Origin of the sequence: Serratia sp. CY37869 (assembly GCF_052168895.1) — a bacterium.
Taxonomy (GTDB): Bacteria; Pseudomonadota; Gammaproteobacteria; order Enterobacterales; family Enterobacteriaceae; genus Serratia; species Serratia ureilytica.
The window spans coordinates 327,537-347,442 of record NZ_JBJNLU010000004.1; the positions used below are offsets into that span (position 1 = coordinate 327,537).

Consider the following 19,906-nt stretch of genomic DNA (forward strand, 5'->3'; position numbering starts at 1 on the left):
CGTATAAGTGTTGATGTCAGCCGCCGCGCCGTTACCACGGCGGCTTAAGAGTGAACGGCAGCGGGCTCGACGTTTTGCGCCAACTGAATATTGTTGCGGCCGCTGTGCTTCGCCAGATAGAGCGCGGCGTCGGCCGCGCCTATCGCCGATTCGATGTCCAGTTTTTCCAACGCGGAGATGCCGGCGCTGAGCGTCAGCGTGCCGCTGTGCTGCGGACTGGCGCCGTGCGGGATGTTCAGCTCCGCCACCCGCTGGCGCACCCGTTCGGCCAGTTGCGCCGCGTAGCCTTCGTGCACGTTGGTCAGCAGCACCAAAAATTCTTCCCCGCCGTAACGCACCACGATGTCGCGCGAACGCACCGCATCGCGGATGGCGACCGCCACCTGCACCAACGCCCGATCGCCCATGGCGTGGCCGTAGCTGTCGTTATAGACCTTGAAGTGGTCGATATCCAGCAACAGCACGTAATGATGGCCGGTTTGCGGTTCCAGCAGCATCGTGATCTTATTCTCCAGCCCGCGCCGGTTATAAAGGCCGGTCAGAGGATCGATCATGCTCAAATTATTGAATTTATCTCGCTCGTTATACAGGTTGGCCACCAGCGCGTGAGTAAAGATTTCACTGCGTTTCAACATCAGGTGGTGGATGGAGAAAGCGATAATAGGTAATAGCGTGGTGAATAATATCCGCAGGGTATTATGCATGCCGTCTAAAGCCAGGATCACCATTGCGGAAGGCACGGCGTGTAAACAAAAGGCGGTAAAGTTGTCCGTCAGGGAAATAGCGCTGATAAAAAAGATGCTAAACAAACTAATTAATAAAAAATCTTGGTTATTCGGTAGGCAATATTGACTTTTAACGTAAATATGTGCGGCCCAGAGCAGGCCGAGCACGCCGGCGAACAGGTTGAGTTTGCACAAGTATTTGCGTGGCGTTTGCAGGGACAATAGCGCGGCTACCAGACAAAATAGCGGTATACATAATAAAGGTAGGGTAAATGCGGGCGTATCCCTAAAAGGGAACAATAATGTAAATACGGAAGAGGCGGCATTCATTATCAGAAAAAGAAATAATGCCAGGCGCTGCTTGCTGTTCAGTAATTCCTGATAAGAACGGGCGTTCATACGGAGGTCACTCTTTGCAAAGTCGTTCTGTCGAATAATTAAGGTTGAGAAGCATTCCTTTGGCGCGAATATCCACTTGAATTGCATGGTTGAGGATTGTGATTATTATCATGCAAACAGGACTAGGAATTTTCTTATGTCAAATTATCATTTTTTCATGCTGGTGTCATCTGGGTTTGGTCAGCGCAGTGAAAATGATGCGGCGGCCAAAAAAGTGTTATATGATATTGGTTATCATTATCACTTGAAGGGGGGTTGTCATGCTCACCGCCATGATTGCCGCGTGCGGGCTGTGGGGCGTCAGTTGGTGCCTCGGGGATCGCCTGGCCAGCGCCTGGGGCGTTTTGCTGCCTTGTGCGCTGATGCCGCTGCTGGCCTTGATCGACCTGGATATGGTGCAGTTGCGCACCCTGATCGTGATAGCGATGTTGGCCACGCTGGTCATGTTGTTCAACAGCCGGCTGCGCCACTATTTGCTGCTGCCTTCCTGTATGGCGCTGGCGGGCGGCCTGGCGGCTGTCAGTCTGAACTTCAGCTTCGGGTGAAACGCCGGAAACGGCAAAACCACGCTTAAGCGTGTGATTCATCAATGCGTTGGGATTTTTTCGAGGATACTGCCGGGGAGATCATCAATTGGTGCGAAGAGAGGGACTTGAACCCTCACGTCCGTAAGGACACTAACACCTGAAGCTAGCGCGTCTACCAATTCCGCCACCTTCGCACAGTCGATGTTGTTGCTTTGATTTATATTACGTCGCCAGCGTGGTGCGAAGAGAGGGACTTGAACCCTCACGTCCGTAAGAACACTAACACCTGAAGCTAGCGCGTCTACCAATTCCGCCACCTTCGCATCGATGCTGAGTGCAATATAAATCATGTGGTTATTTGGTGCGAAGAGAGGGACTTGAACCCTCACGTCCGTAAGGACACTAACACCTGAAGCTAGCGCGTCTACCAATTCCGCCACCTTCGCGTACCAGAAACATTACCGGAGTAACGTTACCACGGAGGCGAATTCTAGAGATTTTGGCGGACACGTCAACAGTTATTTCCCCGCTTTGCGGGCGTTTGCTGGAAAAACAGCCATATCGCCGCTTTTCTGCTGGTCAAACAGCCAAATCAGCCAATCAATCAACACTCTGACCCGCGGCGCCAGGAAACGGCCGGGCGGATACATGATGTAAATCGGCATCGGCGGAGGCGGCGTTTCCGCCAGCACTTCCACCAGTTCGCCCTGTTCCAGCCAAGGGGCAAGCGAATAGCGCGCCGCCTGTATCAATCCCATGCCGGCACGCGCGCCGGCGATATAGGCGTCGGCGCCGCTGACGCTCAGCCGGGCGGGCAGTTCGCGCAGTTCCAGCTTGCCGCCGCGGCAAAACTCCAGCGGGTAATCGCGGTTGCTGGCCAGCGAAAAATACCCCACCGCGCGGTGCGGCGCCAGGCTATCGATGTCGAGCGGCGTACCTTGGGCCTGCAGGTAAGCGGGGGAAGCGCAGGTGACCTGCGGCAGCTGGGCGATCCGCCGCGCCACCAGGCTGTCGTCTTCGGTTTCCCAGGCGCGCAGCACGCAGTCCACGCCTTCGCGCAGCAGATCGACGTGGGTGTCGTTGGCGCCCAGCGCTAGCGTAATGTCGGGATAGCGCCGGTAGAAGTCGTCCAGCGCCGGAATGACGACCTCGCGCGCCAGCGAATGGGGCATATCGATGCGCACTTTGCCGGACGGCTGCAGCTTATGGTGGCTGAACAGCGTGTCCGCCTCCTCCAGCGCGCCCAGCAACTGCACGCAGCGTTGATAGTAGAGACTGCCTTCGCTGGTCACCTGCACCTGGCGGGTGGTACGGATCAGCAGGCGCACGCCCAGCCGCTGTTCCAGCCGTTTCAGCGCGTTGCTGACCGTGGCGCGCGGCAGCTGCAGGCGTTCGGCCGTCCGGCTGAAGCTGCCCAGTTCGACGATGCGGGTAAAAATGCGCATGGCTTGAACCTGATCCATGTCCACTCCGGATTGTTGGTGATTTTTGAACAGTGATGTGCAATCTGCATTATTTATCTTTGTCGCGTAAACAACCAGACTTTGCTGCGTTATCCATTCACCGCATGAGGGCAGCACAATGCAACAACGTAAACTCGGTTCCCACGGTCCCGTCGTCTCCGCCCTGGGGTTGGGATGCATGGGCATGAGCGACTTCTACTCCACCGGCGCCGATCGGCAGGAAGCCATCGCCACGCTGCACCGGGCGCTGGAGCTGGGCGTCACGCTGCTCGACACCGCCGACATGTATGGCCCGCACACCAACGAAGAGCTGGTGGGGGAAGCGATCAAAGGCAAGCGGCAACAGGTGTTCCTGGCCACCAAGTTCGGCATTCTGCGCGATCCGGCGGATCCTTCGGCGCGCGGCGTCAGCAGCCGGCCCGAGTATATCCGGCGCTCCGTCGAGGGCAGCCTGCGGCGCTTGGGCGTGGAGGAGATCGATCTTTATTATCAGCACCGGGTCGATCCGCAGGTGCCGATCGAGGACGTCGTGGGCACGATGGCGGATCTGATCCGCGAAGGCAAGATCCGCCACATCGGCCTGAGCGAGGCGTCGGTCGCCACGCTGGAACGGGCGCACAAGGTGCATCCGATCACCGCGCTGCAGACCGAATATTCGCTGTGGACCCGCGACGCCGAGCAGGGCGTGCTGGCGGCCTGCGAGCGCCTGGGCATCGGCTTTGTGCCCTACAGCCCGTTAGGGCGCGGTTTCCTCACCGGCGCTATCCAGCGGCCGGAGGATCTGGCCGAGGACGACTTCCGCCGCAGCAACCCGCGCTTCCAGGGGGAAAACTTCAGCCGCAATCTGGCGCTGGTGGAGAAGGTGAGCGAGCTGGCGGCGCAGAAGGGCGTTAAACCTTCGCAGCTGGCGCTGGCCTGGGTGTTGGCGCAGGGGGAACACATCGTGCCGATCCCCGGCACCAAACGCCGTCGTTACCTTGAAGAGAACGTCGCGGCGGCGGAGATAACGCTGAGCGCGGCTGAGCTGGCGGCGATTGAAGCGGTGTTCCCGCTGAGCGCGGCGGCCGGCGATCGCTACGGCTCGGAGTCGATGACCTACATCAACGGTTAAAAAAAAGCGCGGCCTGCAGGCCGCGCTCTGTCGTTTTCCGCCAACGGCGAATTATTTCTTCTTCGGCGCGCGCGGCGGACGGCCGACGGTCGCCTGGTACACCTTGAAGCGGCCGTTCTGCGCCAGCACTTCGTGGCTGCCGAAGGTGGCGTCCAGAATGTCCGGGTATGGCAGGAAGGCGTTGGCGACAATGCGCAGTTGGCCGCCGATCGGCAGGTGCTTCACCGCGCCGCGGATCAGAGTTTCGGCGGCGGTCAGGCTGGTCTGCAGCCCGTCGTGGAACGGCGGGTTGGAGATGATCATGTCGAAACGGCCGGTGATGTCGGAGTAAACGTTGCTGACGATCACTTCCCCTTCGATGCCGTTGGCGGCCAGCGTCGCGCGGCTGGATTCCACCGCGGCGGCGTTGACGTCGCTGAGGGTCAATTTGACTTTCGGCGACAGCTTGGACATTACCGAGGCCATGACGCCGGCGCCGCAGCCGATGTCCAGCACCTTGCCTTTCATGTGTTTTTCCAGCGTCGACAGCAGCAGCGAGCTGCCGACGTCCAGACCGTCGCGGCTGAACACGCCCGGCAGCGTTTTCACTTCCAGATCGTGCAGCTGATAGCTGTCCCACCAGTCGTTCAGGTCGAACTCGGTCTGCGCATCCAGGCGGCCGTGATACAGGCCACAGCGGCGCGCGCTGTCGATTTTCACCAGCGTGACGTGGCCTTCCAGCGTTGGCTCGGCGCTGCGCACGCCGCTGCGGTTTTCACCGACCACGAACACGTCCGCGCCCACCGGCAGCAGCGCCAGGATGTTGCACAGCTGGAATTGCGCTTCCTGCTTGCTCTTCGGCCAGTAGTAAACCAGCGTGTCGCAGTCGGCGACGAAAGCGGGATCGACGGTCAAACCGAACTGCACGTTATCGCCCATCGTCCGGTTCAGTAACTGCCAGTGATGGTATTGCTGAGTGTGGACGCGCACGTCCGCGGCCTCGAATTGGGCCGGCAGGCTGTCCTGCAGGTCGCCGGCAAACAGCACGCGGCGTTCGATAAATTCATCACTGTGGCGCAGCATGACTTCACTGGCGGGGGTTAATGCAGACATCAGATATTGGCTCCTGGAAATGAGACCGGGGATTATAGAGCTTTGTGGCGATATGTTCGACGGGTTTGTTGGCGCGGGCTGCGCGGGTTTGTTAGCATAGCGCGGCGCATGGCAGGCATGGCGCACCACAACGGGTAGGAATCGGCATGGCATCAAAACGCGACTGGCTGTTACAACAACTGGGTATTACGCAGTGGACATTGCGCCGCCCGGGCGTGTTGCAGGGCGAAGTGGCGGTCAGTCTGCCGCCCGAGACGCGCCTGCTGGTGGTGGCGCAGACGCAGCCGGCGCCCGACGATCCGCTGTTTTGCGACGTGCTGCGCAGCCTGGGGCTGACGCCGGCGCAAACCTACAGCCTGACGCCGGAACAGGTGGCGATGCTGCCTGAAGAGACCGCATGCAACAGTTGGCGGCTGGGCGTGACTGAACCGCTCGCGGTCGCCGGCGCGCAGCTACACAGCCCGGCGCTGGCCGAGCTTTCCCAAGACGCGGGGGCCAAACGCGCCCTCTGGCAGCAGATTTGTCATCATGAACACGATTTCTACCCTGACGGCGGCCGACCTGGCCACGGCCTTCAACATTGAGCAAGCCAGCCACGCTTTCCCCTGGACGGAAACCACCTTTGCCAGCAATCAGGGCGATCGCTACCTTAACCTGAAGCTGAGCGCCGATGGGGAGATGGCGGGGTTCGCCATCACGCAGATCGTGCTGGACGAAGCCACGCTGTTCAACATCGCCATTCATCCGCAGCACCAGCGCCGGGGCTTTGGCCGCCTGCTGCTCAACGCGTTGATCGAACAGCTGGAGAGCCGCGGTGTGGTTACGCTGTGGCTGGAAGTCCGTGCCTCCAACCAGGCGGCGATCGCGCTGTATGAAGATCTCGGTTTCAACGAAGTCACCGTGCGCCGCAATTATTACCCGAGCGCCCACGGCCGCGAAGACGCGATCGTGATGGCGTTGCCGCTGGGGTAATCAGCCCGGCCGGAAAAAGCATTGATTGTCACCGGTTGGCAAATCGGCGAAAATGCCCGGCTGTTATCTTTTATTCACCGCTTTGCCCGGCGCCGCGATCGGCGCGTTCTGATGATGTCGCAGGGCGGACTAACCGTAGAACCTGAAAACCATGTCTCCTAGTGAATTTGCCCGCGAAGTCTCCAAAAGAAGAACTTTCGCCATCATCTCGCACCCCGATGCCGGTAAAACCACCATTACCGAAAAAGTGCTGCTATTCGGACAGGCGATCCAGACCGCCGGTACGGTAAAAGGCCGCGGCTCCAGCCAGCACGCCAAATCCGACTGGATGGAAATGGAAAAGCAGCGTGGGATCTCGATCACCACCTCGGTGATGCAGTTCCCGTATCGCGACAGCCTGGTCAACCTGCTGGATACCCCGGGGCACGAGGACTTCTCCGAAGATACGTATCGCACCCTGACCGCCGTGGACTGCTGTCTGATGGTGATCGACGCCGCCAAGGGCGTTGAGGATCGCACCCGCAAGCTGATGGAAGTCACCCGTCTGCGCGACACGCCGATCCTGACCTTCATGAACAAGCTGGACCGCGACATCCGCGATCCGATGGAAGTGATGGACGAAGTCGAGCGCGAACTGAAAATCGCCTGTTCGCCTATCACCTGGCCGATCGGCTGCGGCAAGCTGTTTAAAGGCGTTTATCACCTGTACAAGGATGAAACCTACCTGTACCAGACCGGTAAAGGCCACACCATTCAGGAAGTGCGCATCGTCAAAGGCCTGAACAACCCGGAGCTGGATGTCGCCGTAGGCGAAGATCTGGCGGCGCAGCTGCGCGATGAGCTGGAGTTGGTGCAGGGCGCTTCCCACGAGTTCGATCAGGCGGCGTTCCTGAGCGGCGAGCTGACCCCGGTGTTCTTCGGTACCGCACTCGGTAACTTCGGCGTGGATCATATGCTGGACGGTCTGGTGGCCTGGGCGCCGGCGCCGATGCCGCGCAAAACCGACACCCGTGAAGTGACGGCGGCGGAAGAGAAATTCACCGGCTTTGTGTTCAAGATCCAGGCCAACATGGATCCGAAACACCGCGACCGAGTGGCCTTTATGCGCGTGGTGTCCGGCCGCTACGAGAAGGGCATGAAGCTGCGCCAGGTGCGCACCGGCAAAGACGTAGTGATCTCCGACGCGCTGACCTTTATGGCCGGCGACCGTTCGCACGTGGAAGAAGCCTACCCGGGCGACATCATCGGCCTGCACAACCACGGCACCATTCAGATCGGCGATACCTTCACCCAGGGTGAAGACATGAAGTTCACCGGTATTCCGAACTTCGCGCCGGAGCTGTTCCGCCGCATTCGCCTGCGCGATCCGCTGAAGCAGAAACAGCTGCTGAAGGGGCTGGTGCAGCTGTCCGAAGAGGGCGCGGTACAGGTGTTCCGTCCGATCGCCAACAACGATCTGATCGTCGGCGCGGTCGGTGTGCTGCAGTTCGACGTGGTGGTGGCGCGTTTGAAGAGCGAGTACAACGTGGAAGCGCTGTACGAATCGGTCAACGTGTCGACCGCGCGCTGGGTCGAGTGCGACGACGTGAAGAAGTTCGAAGAGTTCAAGCGCAAGAACGAGATCAACCTGGCGCTGGACGGCGGGGACAACCTGTCCTACATCGCGCCGACCATGGTGAACCTCAACCTGACGCAGGAACGCTATCCTGACGTGACCTTCCGCAAGACCCGCGAACACTGATACATCGGCAGGGCGCCCGGTGCGCCCTGCCAATTCCCCGTATTCTCACTCCGCTAATTAATAAATCTTCCTCATATTTTATCCTGCGAATCGATGTCGCCCAGGCGAGACGCGATTGGCCTGCGTTTTCCGCCGCATGGTCTATCTTTAACGAGATGTCCGCACATTGCTTGAGAGTAAATCACTGTAATACGCTTATTGTTTGGTGAGTTATTCTGATGTGTTGCCGATAGGAGACAGTCTGTTTCCTTAAATATCAATGAGATGACTGTTTTACCGTTTCGTGTCACTTAGTCTGTCGTCAATAGGCGACAGTTTTTTGATTAAAAATCCGACTCAACGCTTTTTTTGTTTGATTTTTAAGGCGTTTATGGAGTTGGCACGGCGGTTGCAATATTCCTGTCGTGAACGCTTAATCGTATAGCGATGATGAAGTATTTACCGAGAGGCCGCGTGAAGGCGGCTGAAGGGTTCCGGCGCTCTGGCGCTGGGGCCCCCAACAAAAGGAAGAGATCGATGAAAAAGACCAAATTTGCACACTCGCTGATGGCTGTTGTTTTGGGTTCTGCTTTGGTGAGCGGCACTGCGCTGGCCGAAGACAGTCTGCTCAACAAGGCGTCTAACGCCGCGGACAGTGCCGGTGCCAAAATCGATAGCTCCATGAAAAAAGTTGACGGTTACATGGATGACAGCGCGATAACGGCTAAAGTTAAAAGTGCATTGGTGGACGATAAGAGCATCAAAAGCACTGACATTTCGGTGAAAACCGAAAAAGGCACCGTGATCCTGAGCGGGTTTGTCGGCAGCCAGGCGCAGGCAGAGCATGCGGTTGCGGTTGCCGGCAAGGTGGAAGGCGTCAAAACCGTCAGCGACAAGCTGCACGTGAAAGATGAAGCCAACCAGTCGATCAAATCGTATGCCGGCGACACCGCCACCACCAGCGAGCTGAAAGCCAAGCTGCTGGCCGATGACATCGTGCCGTCGCGCAATGTGAAAGTGGAAACCACCGATGGCGTGGTGCAGCTTTCCGGTGAAGTGAAAACGCAGGCGCAGTCTGAGCGTGCCGAAAGCATCGCCAAGGCTATCGACGGCGTGAAAAGCGTGAAAAACGACCTGGTGGTCAAGCAGTAATCCCGCCAGGCGCCCGTAACAAGTAACAACAAGCCGCATCTGTCGGGCCGTCAAGGCGGCCCGACGTGTACCACCAAAAAAAGAAACTGATTTGCCGTCGATGTCCCGTTGTCGGGGCGGTAGACGGCAGCGAATTTTTTCACAATGGTAAGGAGAAGCTTATGTTTCGTTGGGGCATTATCTTTTTAGTCATCGCGCTTATCGCTGCGGCACTGGGGTTCGGTTCGCTGGCGGGCACCGCCGCCTGGGCCGCCAAAGTCGTGTTCGTTGTCGGCATCATCCTGTTCCTGGTCAGTCTGTTCACCGGCCGTCGGCGCCCTTAGCCGGCCGGCATTTTCCTGCAAACTGTAACAAAGCTTAATTCCTTTTCTCACGTCGGGGAGGGCCGGCCATGAACAGCGACATCATCGTCGGGCGCTGGAAACAGCTGAAAGGTCAGGTATGGCAGGCTTGGGCCGAATGGTCCGGCAGCGATGGTGCCTGGTTGGCCGGCAGCAATGATTTCCTCGTCGGCGTGCTGCAAGAGGATTACGGAAGAGAGCGAGACGCGGTATCCTCGGAGAAAACGTCTCACTGAGGATGCCAAGTTGGGATACAGAATACCCATCACGCTCGGCAATATAGAACCGCTGGCGTCTAAACCTTTTCGACCAGGAAAAATGGCGTTGGTCTGCGAAGGCGGCGGCCAGCGCGGCATTTTCACCGCCGGCGTGCTGGACGAGTTTCAGCGCGCGGGCTTTAACCCTTTCGATCTGCTGATCGGCACATCGGCCGGCGCTCAGAATCTGTCTGCCTATATCTGCGGGCAGATGGGCTACGCGCGCCGGGTGATCACCTGTTACACCACTTCGGCACAGTTCTTCAATCCGCTGCGCTTCGTGCGCGGCGGGCATCTGATCGATCTCGATTGGCTGGTTGATACGGCGGCGGCGCAGATGCCGCTGGCGATGGACGTGGCGGAACAGCATTTTACCGACGGGCGCGAATTCCTGCTGTGCGCCTGCCGCAGCGACGATTTCGAGCCGACCTATCTGCCGGCGCAGCGCGAACGCTGGCTGCCGGCCATCAAGGCGTCCAGCGCCATTCCCGGCTTCTACCGTCAGGGCGTGGAGTTGGACGGCGTCAGCTATCAGGACGGCGGCATCAGCGATGCGATCCCGGTGGAAGAGGCCTATCGTCGCGGCGCCGACACCATCGTGGTGATCCGCACCGTGCCTTCGCAAATGTACTACACCCCGCAGTGGATGAAGCGCATGGAGCATTGGCTGAGCGACAGCAGCCTGCAACAGATGGTGCGCATCCTGCAGCATCACGAGCAAAGCTATCACCGCATCCAGCGCTTTATCGAAAAGCCGCCGGGCAAGCTGCGCATCTTCGAGATCTTCCCGCCGAAGCCGCTGGCCAGCAATGCGCTGGGCAGCCGATTGGGGGCGCTCAATCAGGATTATCACCTGGGGCGCCGCTGCGGCCGCTACTTTCTGGCCACCGTCGGCCAGTGGATGGCGCAGCAGGAGCCCGACGGCATGAAGGTGCGAAAAGCGTTGTCGCGCCGCCTGATCCAGCCGGAGAACGTCAGAATGCCTTCGCCGATCGTGACCGACATCGCCATGCCCACCGAGCGGGCGGCGCAGCCGGAGGCGGCGGTAGCGGCGCCGAAAATCATCCTGCCGGGCGATCTGCCGCCGGGTGAAGGGGGGGCGCTGTGAGTTACGCCTTTACCGACACCCACTGCCATTTCGATTTCCCGCCCTTTACCGGGCATGAGGCCGAGAGCCTGGCGCGGGCGGCAAGCGCCGGCGTAAAGCGCATCATCATCCCGACCGTCACCGCCGATCGCTTCGCGCGGGTGTTGCGGCTGGCGCAGGAGCATGCGCCGCTGTTCGCCGCACTGGGGCTGCACCCGCTGTATATCGCGCAGCATCATGAGCCGCAGTTGGAACAGTTGGCGGCGCTGCTGGCCGAACGGCCGCACAAGCTGGTGGCGGTGGGGGAGATCGGGCTCGATCTGTATATGGATAACCCACAGTTCGAGCGGCAGCACAGCGTGCTGCTGGCCCAACTGAAGCTGGCGAAACAGCATGACCTGCCGGTGATCCTGCATTCGCGCCGCACCCACGACCAGCTGGCCGCCGCGCTGCGGCGCATGCAGCTGCCGCGCCGCGGCGTGGTGCACGGCTTTGCCGGCAGCCTGTCGCAGGCGCAGGCGTTTATCCGCCTCGGCTATTACATCGGCGTGGGCGGCACCATCACCTATGAGCGGGCGCAGAAAACGCGCGCCGTGATGGCGCAGCTGCCGCTTGAGGCGCTGCTGCTGGAGACCGATGCGCCGGACATGCCGCTGGCTGGCTATCAGGGGCAGCCGAACCGCCCCGAGCGCGCCGCCGAGGTGTTTCACGCGCTGTGCGAACTGCGGCCGGAACCGGCCGATGAGATAGCCGCCCACCTGCAACGCAATACCCAAGCGCTGTTCGCCATGCCGAATTGAGGTCTGCATAACGTGACTTGCGTCACGTTATAAGATTTTCATTTGCGTCTCGTTGTATACATTTGTGACATAAATCGGTGCGAGGGTGACCTCGCTCAGTATAATCCCCCCCGAAACACTCCAATAGCAGACCTCTCTTCATGAGCAGGGATGTATTTTATTTTTTGCAACAGGGAAACTTTGCATGCAACTCATCATGAGTCTGGTCGGGATGGCGGTGCTGATCGCCATTGCGGTGCTGCTCTCCAGCAACCGTCGGGCCATCAAACTGCGCACCGTGGTGTGGGCGTTCATCATTCAGGTCGGTATCGGCGCGCTGGTGCTGTACGTGCCGCTGGGCCGCAGCATCCTCGGCAGTATGTCTAACGGCGTGGCAAACGTTATCGCTTACGGCAATCAGGGCATTTCGTTCATCTTCGGCGGGCTGGTGTCCGACAAGATGTTCGAAGTGTTCGGCGGCGGCGGCTTCGTGTTCGCGCTGCGCGTCCTGCCGGTGATCGTGTTCTTCTCCTCGCTGATTGCGGTGCTGTACTACCTCGGCATCATGCAGTTGGTGATCCGCGTGCTGGGCGGCGGCCTGCACAAGTTGCTGGGCACCTCGCGCACCGAATCGCTGTCGGCGACCGCCAACATTTTCGTCGGCCAGACCGAAGCGCCGCTGGTGGTGCGTCCGTATATCGCCACCATGAGCCAGTCAGAACTGTTCGCCGTGATGTGCGGCGGCCTGGCTTCGGTGGCCGGTTCGGTGCTGGCGGGATACGCGCAGATGGGCGTGCCGCTGGAATACCTGATCGCCGCGTCCTTCATGGCCGCGCCGGGCGGGCTGCTGTTCGCCAAGCTGATGGTGCCGGAAACCGAGCAGACCCACGATAAAGACGATGCGATGAAACTGATCGCCGAAGAGGATCGTCCTGCCAACGTGATCGATGCGGCGGCTTCCGGCGCGGCTTCCGGCATGCAGCTGGCGCTGAACGTCGGCGCGATGCTGCTGGCGTTTATCGCGCTGATCGCCTTGCTCAACGGCATTCTCGGCGGCATCGGCGGCTGGTTCGATTACCCGCAGCTGTCGCTCGAGCTGATCCTCGGCTGGGTGTTCTCGCCGATCGCCTTCCTGATTGGCGTGCCGTGGAGTGAAGCGATGACCGCCGGTTCGTTTATCGGCCAGAAGATCATCGTCAATGAGTTTGTCGCCTATATGAACTTCGGCGCCTATCTGCGTCCGGACGATGTGGTGGCGGCGGAAGGCCTGCAGGTGCTGTCAACGCACACCAAGGCGATCATCTCCTTTGCGCTGTGCGGTTTTGCCAACCTCTCCTCGGTGGCGATCCTGCTGGGCGGTTTGGGCAGCATGGCACCCAACCGTCGCCATGACATCGCGCGTTTCGGTCTGAAGGCCGTGGCGGCGGGCACGCTGTCCAACCTGATGAGTGCCACCATCGCCGGCTTCTTCCTGGCGCTGTAAGCCCTCGCTGAGCCCGCGTCGGCGCGACCGATCGCGGGACTCCGCCTATACTCTAAGCAACGCGGGTGCTTGCCGCATCCGCGATCTTCAGCCGCTTCTTTAGCGAATTTGTGAACGATATCGCGTTATTTTGTGATGTTCTTCACATATAATTCCGGTCTGTTACAGTGCTATTTCATATAGTGTGACGATGAACGCGAATCGCCCCCGGCATTCGTGTTCAAATAGCTATTACTGGCCGGCCGCAAGGCGGGTGGCCATGTGCGGTGAGAAGGATCTCAGTTGCCGCCGCGGGAACGCCGTTCCCCTGCGCTATCTTCATGGAACCAAGTCCGCTCGCCAACACCCAGGTACTCAGTTGGAGAGTTTTATGACCGAATTAACCGCAGCAGCGCAACGTGCGCTGAACTTGATGGATTTAACCACGCTGAACGATGATGACACCGACGAGAAAGTGATCGCCCTCTGTCGTCAGGCCAACAGCCCGGCCGGCCACACGGCGGCCATCTGCATCTACCCGCGTTTTATCCCGGTGGCGCGTAAGGCGCTGCGCGAGCAAGGCACGCCGGACATCCGTATCGCCACCGTGACCAACTTCCCGCATGGCAACGACGATATCGACATCGCGCTGGCGGAAACCCGCGCGGCCATCGCCTATGGGGCGGATGAAGTGGACGTGGTGTTCCCTTACCGCGCGTTGATCGCCGGCAACGAACAGGTCGGTTTCGAGCTGGTGAAACAGTGCAAACAGGCTTGCCAGGCGGCCAACGTGCTGCTGAAAGTGATCATCGAAACCGGTGAGCTGAAGCAGGCCGATCTGATCCGCAAGGCGTCCGAGATCGCCATCAAGGCCGGCGCCGACTTTATCAAGACCTCCACCGGCAAGGTGCCGGTCAACGCCACCCTGGAGAGCGCCGAGCTGATGATGTCAGTGATCCGCGATATGGGCGTGGCGAAGACGGTGGGCTTCAAGCCGGCCGGCGGCGTGCGCACCGCGGAAGACGCGCTGCATTATCTGCAACTTGCCGATCGTATTCTGGGCGAAGGGTGGGCCGACGCGCGGCATTTCCGCTTTGGCGCTTCCAGCCTGCTGGCCAGCTTGCTGGCCGCGCTGGGCCACCAAACCCAGACCGCCGGCGGCGGCTACTGATCGATATCGTTGGCGGGCGCCAGGCGCGCCCGTCTGCACCGACTCTCGGCGACACAGGGGGATGCCTTGTTCCTGGCTCAAGAAATTATTCGTAAAAAACGCGACGGCCAGCCGTTAAGCGAAGCGGAAATCCGCTTTTTCATCAACGGCATTCGCGACAATGTGGTGTCGGAAGGGCAGATCGCCGCGCTGGCGATGACCATTTATTTCCATGACATGAGCATGCCGGAGCGCGTGGCGCTCACCATGGCGATGCGCGATTCCGGCACCGTGCTGGACTGGAAGAGTTTGGCGCTGAACGGCCCGATCGTCGACAAGCACTCGACCGGCGGCGTGGGCGACGTGACTTCGCTGATGCTCGGTCCGATGGTGGCGGCCTGCGGCGGCTATGTGCCGATGATCTCCGGCCGCGGCCTGGGGCATACCGGCGGCACGCTGGACAAACTGGAAGCCATTCCGGGCTTCAATATTTTCCCGGACGATAACGCCTTCCGCAAAATCATTCAGGACGTCGGCGTGGCGATCATCGGCCAGACCAGCTCGCTGGCGCCGGCGGACAAGCGTTTTTACGCCACCCGCGATATCACCGCCACCGTGGATTCTATCCCGCTGATCACCGCCTCCATTCTGGCCAAGAAGCTGGCGGAAGGGTTGGATGCGCTGGTGATGGACGTGAAGGTCGGCTCCGGCGCCTTTATGCCGACCTATGCCCTGTCGCAAGATTTGGCGCAGGCGATCGTCGGCGTGGCCAACGGCGCGGGCTGCAAGACCACCGCGCTGCTGACCGACATGAATCAGGTGCTGGCTTCCAGCGCCGGCAACGCGGTGGAAGTGCGCGAAGCGGTGCGCTTCCTGACCGGCGAATACCGCAACCCGCGCCTGCTGGAAGTGACGCTGGCGCTGAGCGTAGAGATGCTGTTGTCCGGCGGCCTGGCGCAAGATGAGGCCGACGCGCGCGCCAAGCTGCAGGCGGTGCTGGATAACGGCAAGGCGGCGGAGGTGTTTGGCCGCATGGTGGCGGCGCAGCAGGGTCCGATAGACTTCGTCGAACGCTACGATAGCTATCTGCCGGCGGCAACGCTGAGCAAGCCGGTGTATGCTGAAAAGCCGGGCATCATCAGCGCCATGGATACCCGTGCGCTGGGCATGGCGGTGGTGTCGTTGGGCGGCGGCCGCCGTCGGGCGAGCGACGCCATCGATTACAGCGTCGGCCTGACCGAGATGGCGCGCCTGGGCGATACGGCGGATTCCCAGCAGCCGCTGGCGATGATCCACGCCAACGATGAAGAGAGCTGGCAGCAGGCGGCCGATGCGGTGCGCAGCGCAATGACGCTGAGCGACAAGGCGCCGGAGGCGACGCCGGTGGTGTATAAGCGCATCACTCAAGCGTGATGACCCTCGTCTTTCAAGCCGTAGCGTTGTTGGCTGCACGCGTGCACCCCAGTCACTTACTTGAGTAAGCTCCTGGGGATACACGCGCTAGCCGCCTAGCTACAACTTGAAATCCATTGGGTATAAATTTAGAGAATAAGGGCGATTGCAGTTTTGCGGTCGCAATAGCGTGAGAACACGCAGGAGAGCACAGATGAAACGCACATTTATTATGGTATTGGACTCCTTCGGCATCGGCGCCAGCGAAGACGCCGAACGTTTTGGCGATCAGGGTTCCGACACCCTGGGCCACATCGCCGAGGTTTGCGCGCGCGGTGAGGCCAACGTGGGCCGTCAGGGCCCGCTGACGCTGCCTAACCTGAGCCGTCTGGGCCTCGGCAAAGCGGCGGAAGAGTCGACCGGCAACTTCCCGCAGGGGCTGGATCGCAACGCCGACATCATCGGCGCCTACGGCTACGCCAGCGAGCTCTCTTCCGGTAAAGACACGCCGTCTGGCCACTGGGAAATCGCCGGCGTGCCGGTGCTGTTCGACTGGGGCTACTTCAAGGACGAGCACAACAGCTTCCCGCAGGCGCTGCTGGATAAGCTGGTGGAGCGCGCTAATCTGCCGGGCTACCTGGGCAACTGCCACTCATCCGGCACCGTGATCCTCGATCAGTTGGGTGAAGAGCACATGAAAACCGGCAAGCCGATTTTCTACACCTCCGCCGACTCGGTATTCCAGATCGCCTGTCACGAAGAGACCTTCGGCCTGGAGCGCCTGTATGAGCTGTGCGAAATCGCGCGTGAAGAGCTGACCGAAGGCGGTTACAACATCGGCCGCGTGATCGCGCGTCCGTTTGTCGGCGACAAGCCGGGCCACTTCCAGCGCACCGGCAATCGCCACGATCTGGCGGTAGAGCCGCCGGCGCCGACCGTGCTGAAAAAGCTGGTGGACGAGAAGGGCGGCGAAGTGGTGTCGATCGGTAAAATCGCCGACATCTATGCCAACGTCGGCATCACCAAGAAGGTGAAGGCGACCGGCATCGACGCGCTGTTCGACGCGACCCTGATCGAAATGGAAAAGGCCGGCGACAACACCATCGTGTTCACCAACTTCGTGGACTTCGACTCCTCCTACGGTCACCGTCGCGACGTGGCGGGCTACGCCGCCGCGCTGGAGCTGTTCGACCGCCGCCTGCCGGAACTGCTGAAGCTGGTGAAAGACGAAGACATCATCATCTTCACCGCTGACCACGGCTGCGATCCGACCTGGAGCGGCACCGACCACACCCGCGAGCACATTCCGGTGCTGGTTTACGGCCCGAAAGTGAAACCGGGTTCGCTGGGCCACCGCGAGACCTTCGCCGACATCGGCCAGACCGTCGCCAATTACTTTGGCCTGTCGCCGATGGATTACGGTAAGACCCTGTTCTAAGCCCTGTCTTTCAAGCCGCAGCGTTGTTAGCTTCACGCGTGAACCCCAGTCGCTTACTCAAGTAAGCTCCTGGGGATTCCCCGCCAGCTGCCTGGCTGCAACTCGAAATTCAAGGCTTGGATGTTTGACGTTTTTATTAAATAAGATTTCTAAAGGAAGAAAATTATGGCTACGCCGCACATTAATGCTGAGATGGGTGATTTCGCTGACGTAGTACTGATGCCGGGCGACCCGCTGCGCGCAAAATACATCGCCGAAACCTTCCTGGAAGGCGCGGTGGAAGTGAACAACGTGCGCGGCATGTTGGGTTTCACCGGCACCTACAAAGGCCGCCGCATCTCCGTAATGGGCCACGGCATGGGCATTCCGTCCTGCTCCATCTACGCGCGCGAGCTGATCGCCGAATTCGGCGTGAAGAAGATCATTCGCGTGGGGTCCTGCGGCGCGGTGCGTGACGATATCAAACTGCGCGACGTGGTGATCGGCATGGGCGCGTGCACCGACTCCAAGGTGAACCGTCTGCGCTTCAAGGACAACGACTACGCGGCGATCGCCGACTTCGACATGGTGCGCAACGCGGTCGACGCGGCGGCGGCGCAGGGCATCCCGGCGCGCGTGGGCAACATCTTCTCCGCCGATCTGTTCTACACCCCGGATCCGGATATGTTCCAGGTGATGAAGAAGTACGGCATCCTGGGTGTGGAAATGGAAGCGGCCGGCATCTACGGCGTGGCGGCGGAGCTGTACGAAGAGTTCGGCTGTAAGGCGCTGACCATCTGCACCGTGTCCGACCACATCCTGCGTCACGAAGCGACCACGGCGGCGGAACGCCAGACCACCTTTAACGAAATGATCGTTATCGCGCTGGAATCCGTGCTGCTGGGCGACAAAGCGTAATACCGCGGCGGGCGTCGTCATGGCGCCCGCCCGTCAATCTATTCATTCCGCATGGCCGTTTTTGGCTAACGCTTTACCTTTCAATTGGATGTGGATCCCGTTGTTACGGACAATCTATTCACCGAAAGGACAAGAAAACGGCACGAACGCATTCAACGCCTGGCCTGAATTACCCCTGCTTAGGCGCTTCCTGTTTTTTCTCCGGCGCATCGTCTTCATCGTCTTCCACCGTATTGCCTTCTTCCAGTGGTGTGTTGGCGGTCAACAGGTAGGGCGACTGCTGCCAGCGGCTGCGGCGGTGTTGCAGCAGGGTACGCGCCAGAATGATGCCGATCGCCAGCGCCAGCAGGATCATCAGGCGCAGCAGGTTGGTGGTATTGTCCACCTGCTTGGATTCGGTCGCCAGCACGTGGGTGTCGAGGGTGATGCGGATAAAGCCGATCGGGCCGTCTTTGCCCTGAATGGATTCGACCAACTGGTGGTTGAAGTAGCTGCCGGCGCGTTTGCCGTCGAGCGACAGGCGATCGCGTATACTTATCTGTTCCCCGGCGTGGGAGACCAGCGTGCCGTCCAGCTGATACACGCTGACGTCGAGAATGCGGCTGTGATCGGTGAGCTGCTTGAGGATGGCGTCGATGCGCGGATTGTTGCCGTCGTCGTCCAGCAGCGGCGCCAGGCTGTAGGCGACCTGTTTGGTCAGCGTTTGCGCCAGCTCTTCAACCTGCTCGGATCGCGCCATTTGGTGACTCAGGCTAAAATAAGAGGCGCCCTGCATCAGCAGCACCAGCAAAGCCAGGCAAATCAGGATAATAGCGGTGCGGTGCAGGCGAAATTTCAGTTTAGCGCGAGCCATGCAGGTTCCTTGGGCATCGGGGACACTTTATGTTGCCAGAACCGCTGGCGATAGGATAGCTTGATGCGTCGTTTTATCATGCAGCGTTTTTGTCCATTCAGGAGTCAATGATGTCAAACAGTCTGACCTATTGCGATCTTCCGGCGGAGATCTCTCAATGGCCGGGTCTTCCGCTTTCGCTCAGCGGCGACGAAGTGATGCCGCTGGACTACCGGGCGGGCAATACCGGGTGGCTGTTATATGGCAGGGAGCTGGACAAGGCGCGCATTACCCAATTCCAACGCAAGCTGGGCGCGGCGATGGTGATCGTCACCGCCTGGGGCGTGGACGACTATCAGGTGGTGCGGCTGGCGGGCACCTTGACGCCGCGCGCCAAGCTGCTGGCGGCAGAGAGCGGGCTGGATGTGGCGCCGCTCGGCAAAATCCCGCACCTGCGCACGCCGGGGCTGCTGGTGATGGACATGGATTCAACGGCGATCGAGATCGAGTGCATCGATGAGATCGCCAAGCTGGCGGGCGTCGGCGAGCAGGTGGCGGAAGTGACCGAACGCGCGATGCGCGGCGAGCTGGACTTTACCGCCAGCCTGCGCCAGCGCGTCGGCACGCTGAAAGGGGCCGACGCCAACATCCTTAAGCAGGTGCGCGACGAGCTGCCGCTGATGCCGGGGCTGACCAGCCTGGTGGGCAAGCTGCAGGCGATGGGCTGGCATGTGGCGATCGCCTCCGGCGGCTTCACCTACTACGCCGAATACCTGCGCAACCGGCTGCGGCTGGTGGCGGCGGCGGCCAACGAGCTGGAGATCCGCGACGGCAAGCTGACCGGCGAAGTGCTGGGGCCGGTGGTGGACGCGCAGTTCAAAGCCGATACGCTGCTGCGGCTGGCGGAGAAGCTGGAGATCCCGCTGGCGCAGACCGTGGCCATCGGCGACGGCGCCAACGATTTGAAAATGATGCAGGCGGCGGGGCTGGGCATCGCCTACCACGCCAAACCGAAAGTGTATGAAAAAGCGCAGGTGGCGATCCGGCATGCGGATTTGATGGGCGTGCTGTGTATTCTTACCGGCAGCCTGAAACACGAAGTGCGATAAC

Annotated in this window: 20 protein-coding genes and 3 tRNA genes; 16 read left to right on the plus strand and 7 right to left on the minus strand. The window is 60.3% G+C overall.

Going from position 1 to position 19,906, the window contains the following annotated elements:
• Positions 1 to 44 precede the first annotated feature (44 nt).
• A complete protein-coding gene (locus ACJ8J1_RS20270; RefSeq protein WP_033641782.1) occupies positions 45 to 1,124 on the minus strand; it encodes a GGDEF domain-containing protein in 1,080 nt (359 codons plus the stop codon).
• 260 nt (positions 1,125 to 1,384) lie between these two features.
• On the opposite strand from ACJ8J1_RS20270, the gene ACJ8J1_RS20275 reads away from it, so the two are divergent.
• The gene (locus ACJ8J1_RS20275) at positions 1,385 to 1,669 is read left to right on the plus strand and encodes a DUF1435 domain-containing protein (protein ID WP_033641783.1); all 285 of its coding nucleotides are present in this window, start codon (positions 1,385 to 1,387) and stop codon (positions 1,667 to 1,669) included.
• A gap of 89 nt (positions 1,670 to 1,758) precedes the next feature.
• On the opposite strand, the gene ACJ8J1_RS20280 is transcribed toward ACJ8J1_RS20275, so the two are convergent.
• From ACJ8J1_RS20280 to ACJ8J1_RS20295, 4 genes are all read right to left on the minus strand, one after another.
• A tRNA-Leu gene (locus ACJ8J1_RS20280) sits at positions 1,759 to 1,845 on the minus strand.
• A gap of 42 nt (positions 1,846 to 1,887) precedes the next feature.
• A tRNA-Leu gene (locus ACJ8J1_RS20285) sits at positions 1,888 to 1,974 on the minus strand.
• A gap of 36 nt (positions 1,975 to 2,010) precedes the next feature.
• Positions 2,011 to 2,097 (minus strand) — tRNA-Leu (locus tag ACJ8J1_RS20290).
• A gap of 72 nt (positions 2,098 to 2,169) precedes the next feature.
• The gene (locus tag ACJ8J1_RS20295) at positions 2,170 to 3,114 is read right to left on the minus strand and encodes a LysR family transcriptional regulator (protein WP_033641784.1); all 945 of its coding nucleotides are present in this window, start codon (positions 3,112 to 3,114) and stop codon (positions 2,170 to 2,172) included.
• 118 nt (positions 3,115 to 3,232) lie between these two features.
• Between ACJ8J1_RS20295 and ACJ8J1_RS20300 the strand changes: the two genes are divergently transcribed.
• Positions 3,233 to 4,225, plus strand: a complete 993-nt coding sequence (locus ACJ8J1_RS20300; protein ID WP_033641785.1) for an aldo/keto reductase — start codon at positions 3,233 to 3,235, stop codon at positions 4,223 to 4,225.
• A 51-nt stretch (positions 4,226 to 4,276) separates the two neighbouring features.
• Here ACJ8J1_RS20300 and rsmC read toward each other — a convergent pair whose 3' ends face one another.
• A complete protein-coding gene (gene rsmC, locus ACJ8J1_RS20305; RefSeq protein WP_033641786.1) occupies positions 4,277 to 5,317 on the minus strand; it encodes a 16S rRNA (guanine(1207)-N(2))-methyltransferase RsmC in 1,041 nt (346 codons plus the stop codon).
• Positions 5,318 to 5,463: 146 nt separating this feature from the next.
• Between rsmC and ACJ8J1_RS20310 the strand changes: the two genes are divergently transcribed.
• From ACJ8J1_RS20310 to deoD, 13 genes are all read left to right on the plus strand, one after another.
• Positions 5,464 to 5,901, plus strand: a complete 438-nt coding sequence (locus ACJ8J1_RS20310; protein WP_033641787.1) for a DNA polymerase III subunit psi — start codon at positions 5,464 to 5,466, stop codon at positions 5,899 to 5,901.
• Positions 5,846 to 6,289 carry a ribosomal protein S18-alanine N-acetyltransferase gene (rimI, locus tag ACJ8J1_RS20315; RefSeq protein ID WP_033641788.1) on the plus strand — a complete coding sequence of 148 codons (444 nt, stop codon included), beginning with the start codon at positions 5,846 to 5,848 and terminating at the stop codon, positions 6,287 to 6,289. Before ACJ8J1_RS20310 ends, rimI begins: the two co-directional genes overlap by 56 nt.
• A 151-nt stretch (positions 6,290 to 6,440) precedes the next feature.
• Positions 6,441 to 8,030, plus strand: coding sequence for a peptide chain release factor 3 (gene prfC / locus ACJ8J1_RS20320; RefSeq protein ID WP_033641789.1), 1,590 nt, complete (start codon positions 6,441 to 6,443; stop codon positions 8,028 to 8,030).
• Between the two features lie 516 nt (positions 8,031 to 8,546).
• The gene (osmY, locus tag ACJ8J1_RS20325) at positions 8,547 to 9,161 is read left to right on the plus strand and encodes a molecular chaperone OsmY (protein WP_033641790.1); all 615 of its coding nucleotides are present in this window, start codon (positions 8,547 to 8,549) and stop codon (positions 9,159 to 9,161) included.
• A 161-nt stretch (positions 9,162 to 9,322) separates the two neighbouring features.
• The gene (locus ACJ8J1_RS20330; protein ID WP_004933089.1) at positions 9,323 to 9,484 is read left to right on the plus strand and encodes a DUF1328 domain-containing protein; all 162 of its coding nucleotides are present in this window, start codon (positions 9,323 to 9,325) and stop codon (positions 9,482 to 9,484) included.
• A gap of 68 nt (positions 9,485 to 9,552) precedes the next feature.
• Positions 9,553 to 9,738 carry a CsbD family protein gene (locus tag ACJ8J1_RS20335; protein ID WP_004933086.1) on the plus strand — a complete coding sequence of 62 codons (186 nt, stop codon included), beginning with the start codon at positions 9,553 to 9,555 and terminating at the stop codon, positions 9,736 to 9,738.
• A gap of 10 nt (positions 9,739 to 9,748) precedes the next feature.
• On the plus strand, positions 9,749 to 10,867 hold the full coding sequence (locus ACJ8J1_RS20340) for a patatin-like phospholipase family protein (RefSeq protein WP_033641791.1): 1,119 nt from the start codon (positions 9,749 to 9,751) through the stop codon (positions 10,865 to 10,867).
• Entirely contained in the window at positions 10,864 to 11,646 is a 783-nt protein-coding gene (locus ACJ8J1_RS20345) for a TatD family hydrolase (protein ID WP_033641792.1), read from the plus strand. Before ACJ8J1_RS20340 ends, ACJ8J1_RS20345 begins: the two co-directional genes overlap by 4 nt.
• Positions 11,647 to 11,830: 184 nt before the next feature.
• The gene (locus tag ACJ8J1_RS20350; protein ID WP_004933076.1) at positions 11,831 to 13,108 is read left to right on the plus strand and encodes a NupC/NupG family nucleoside CNT transporter; all 1,278 of its coding nucleotides are present in this window, start codon (positions 11,831 to 11,833) and stop codon (positions 13,106 to 13,108) included.
• 370 nt (positions 13,109 to 13,478) lie between these two features.
• Positions 13,479 to 14,258, plus strand: coding sequence for a deoxyribose-phosphate aldolase (deoC, locus tag ACJ8J1_RS20355; protein WP_033641793.1), 780 nt, complete (start codon positions 13,479 to 13,481; stop codon positions 14,256 to 14,258).
• Positions 14,259 to 14,324: 66 nt separating this feature from the next.
• Positions 14,325 to 15,650, plus strand: a complete 1,326-nt coding sequence (gene deoA / locus ACJ8J1_RS20360) for a thymidine phosphorylase (RefSeq protein ID WP_033641794.1) — start codon at positions 14,325 to 14,327, stop codon at positions 15,648 to 15,650.
• Positions 15,651 to 15,843: 193 nt separating this feature from the next.
• Positions 15,844 to 17,067, plus strand: a complete 1,224-nt coding sequence (deoB, locus tag ACJ8J1_RS20365; RefSeq protein ID WP_033641795.1) for a phosphopentomutase — start codon at positions 15,844 to 15,846, stop codon at positions 17,065 to 17,067.
• Positions 17,068 to 17,232: 165 nt separating this feature from the next.
• Positions 17,233 to 17,964 carry a purine-nucleoside phosphorylase gene (gene deoD, locus ACJ8J1_RS20370; RefSeq protein WP_004933059.1) on the plus strand — a complete coding sequence of 244 codons (732 nt, stop codon included), beginning with the start codon at positions 17,233 to 17,235 and terminating at the stop codon, positions 17,962 to 17,964.
• A gap of 169 nt (positions 17,965 to 18,133) precedes the next feature.
• Here deoD and ACJ8J1_RS20375 read toward each other — a convergent pair whose 3' ends face one another.
• Positions 18,134 to 18,817 carry a YtjB family periplasmic protein gene (locus tag ACJ8J1_RS20375; protein WP_033641796.1) on the minus strand — a complete coding sequence of 228 codons (684 nt, stop codon included), beginning with the start codon at positions 18,815 to 18,817 and terminating at the stop codon, positions 18,134 to 18,136.
• Positions 18,818 to 18,927: 110 nt separating this feature from the next.
• Between ACJ8J1_RS20375 and serB the strand changes: the two genes are divergently transcribed.
• Positions 18,928 to 19,905, plus strand: a complete 978-nt coding sequence (gene serB, locus ACJ8J1_RS20380) for a phosphoserine phosphatase (RefSeq protein WP_033641797.1) — start codon at positions 18,928 to 18,930, stop codon at positions 19,903 to 19,905.
• Position 19,906 lies beyond the last annotated feature (1 nt).

Bases quoted from the DNA above. Each gene is read 5' to 3' on its own strand.
- rsmC (WP_033641786.1), bottom strand. From the start codon at position 5,317: ATGTCTGCATTAACCCCCGCCAGTGAAGTCATGCTGCGCCACAGTGAT.
- ACJ8J1_RS20330 (WP_004933089.1), top strand. From the start codon at position 9,323: ATGTTTCGTTGGGGCATTATCTTTTTAGTCATCGCGCTTATCGCTGCG.
- deoC (WP_033641793.1), top strand. From the start codon at position 13,479: ATGACCGAATTAACCGCAGCAGCGCAACGTGCGCTGAACTTGATGGAT.
- ACJ8J1_RS20300 (WP_033641785.1), top strand. From the start codon at position 3,233: ATGCAACAACGTAAACTCGGTTCCCACGGTCCCGTCGTCTCCGCCCTG.
- prfC (WP_033641789.1), top strand. From the start codon at position 6,441: ATGTCTCCTAGTGAATTTGCCCGCGAAGTCTCCAAAAGAAGAACTTTC.
- ACJ8J1_RS20310 (WP_033641787.1), top strand. From the start codon at position 5,464: ATGGCATCAAAACGCGACTGGCTGTTACAACAACTGGGTATTACGCAG.
- osmY (WP_033641790.1), top strand. From the start codon at position 8,547: ATGAAAAAGACCAAATTTGCACACTCGCTGATGGCTGTTGTTTTGGGT.
- ACJ8J1_RS20295 (WP_033641784.1), bottom strand. From the start codon at position 3,114: ATGGATCAGGTTCAAGCCATGCGCATTTTTACCCGCATCGTCGAACTG.
- serB (WP_033641797.1), top strand. From the start codon at position 18,928: ATGTCAAACAGTCTGACCTATTGCGATCTTCCGGCGGAGATCTCTCAA.
- ACJ8J1_RS20375 (WP_033641796.1), bottom strand. From the start codon at position 18,817: ATGGCTCGCGCTAAACTGAAATTTCGCCTGCACCGCACCGCTATTATC.
- ACJ8J1_RS20335 (WP_004933086.1), top strand. From the start codon at position 9,553: ATGAACAGCGACATCATCGTCGGGCGCTGGAAACAGCTGAAAGGTCAG.
- ACJ8J1_RS20270 (WP_033641782.1), bottom strand. From the start codon at position 1,124: ATGAACGCCCGTTCTTATCAGGAATTACTGAACAGCAAGCAGCGCCTG.
- deoB (WP_033641795.1), top strand. From the start codon at position 15,844: ATGAAACGCACATTTATTATGGTATTGGACTCCTTCGGCATCGGCGCC.
- deoD (WP_004933059.1), top strand. From the start codon at position 17,233: ATGGCTACGCCGCACATTAATGCTGAGATGGGTGATTTCGCTGACGTA.
- ACJ8J1_RS20275 (WP_033641783.1), top strand. From the start codon at position 1,385: ATGCTCACCGCCATGATTGCCGCGTGCGGGCTGTGGGGCGTCAGTTGG.
- rimI (WP_033641788.1), top strand. From the start codon at position 5,846: ATGAACACGATTTCTACCCTGACGGCGGCCGACCTGGCCACGGCCTTC.
- ACJ8J1_RS20350 (WP_004933076.1), top strand. From the start codon at position 11,831: ATGCAACTCATCATGAGTCTGGTCGGGATGGCGGTGCTGATCGCCATT.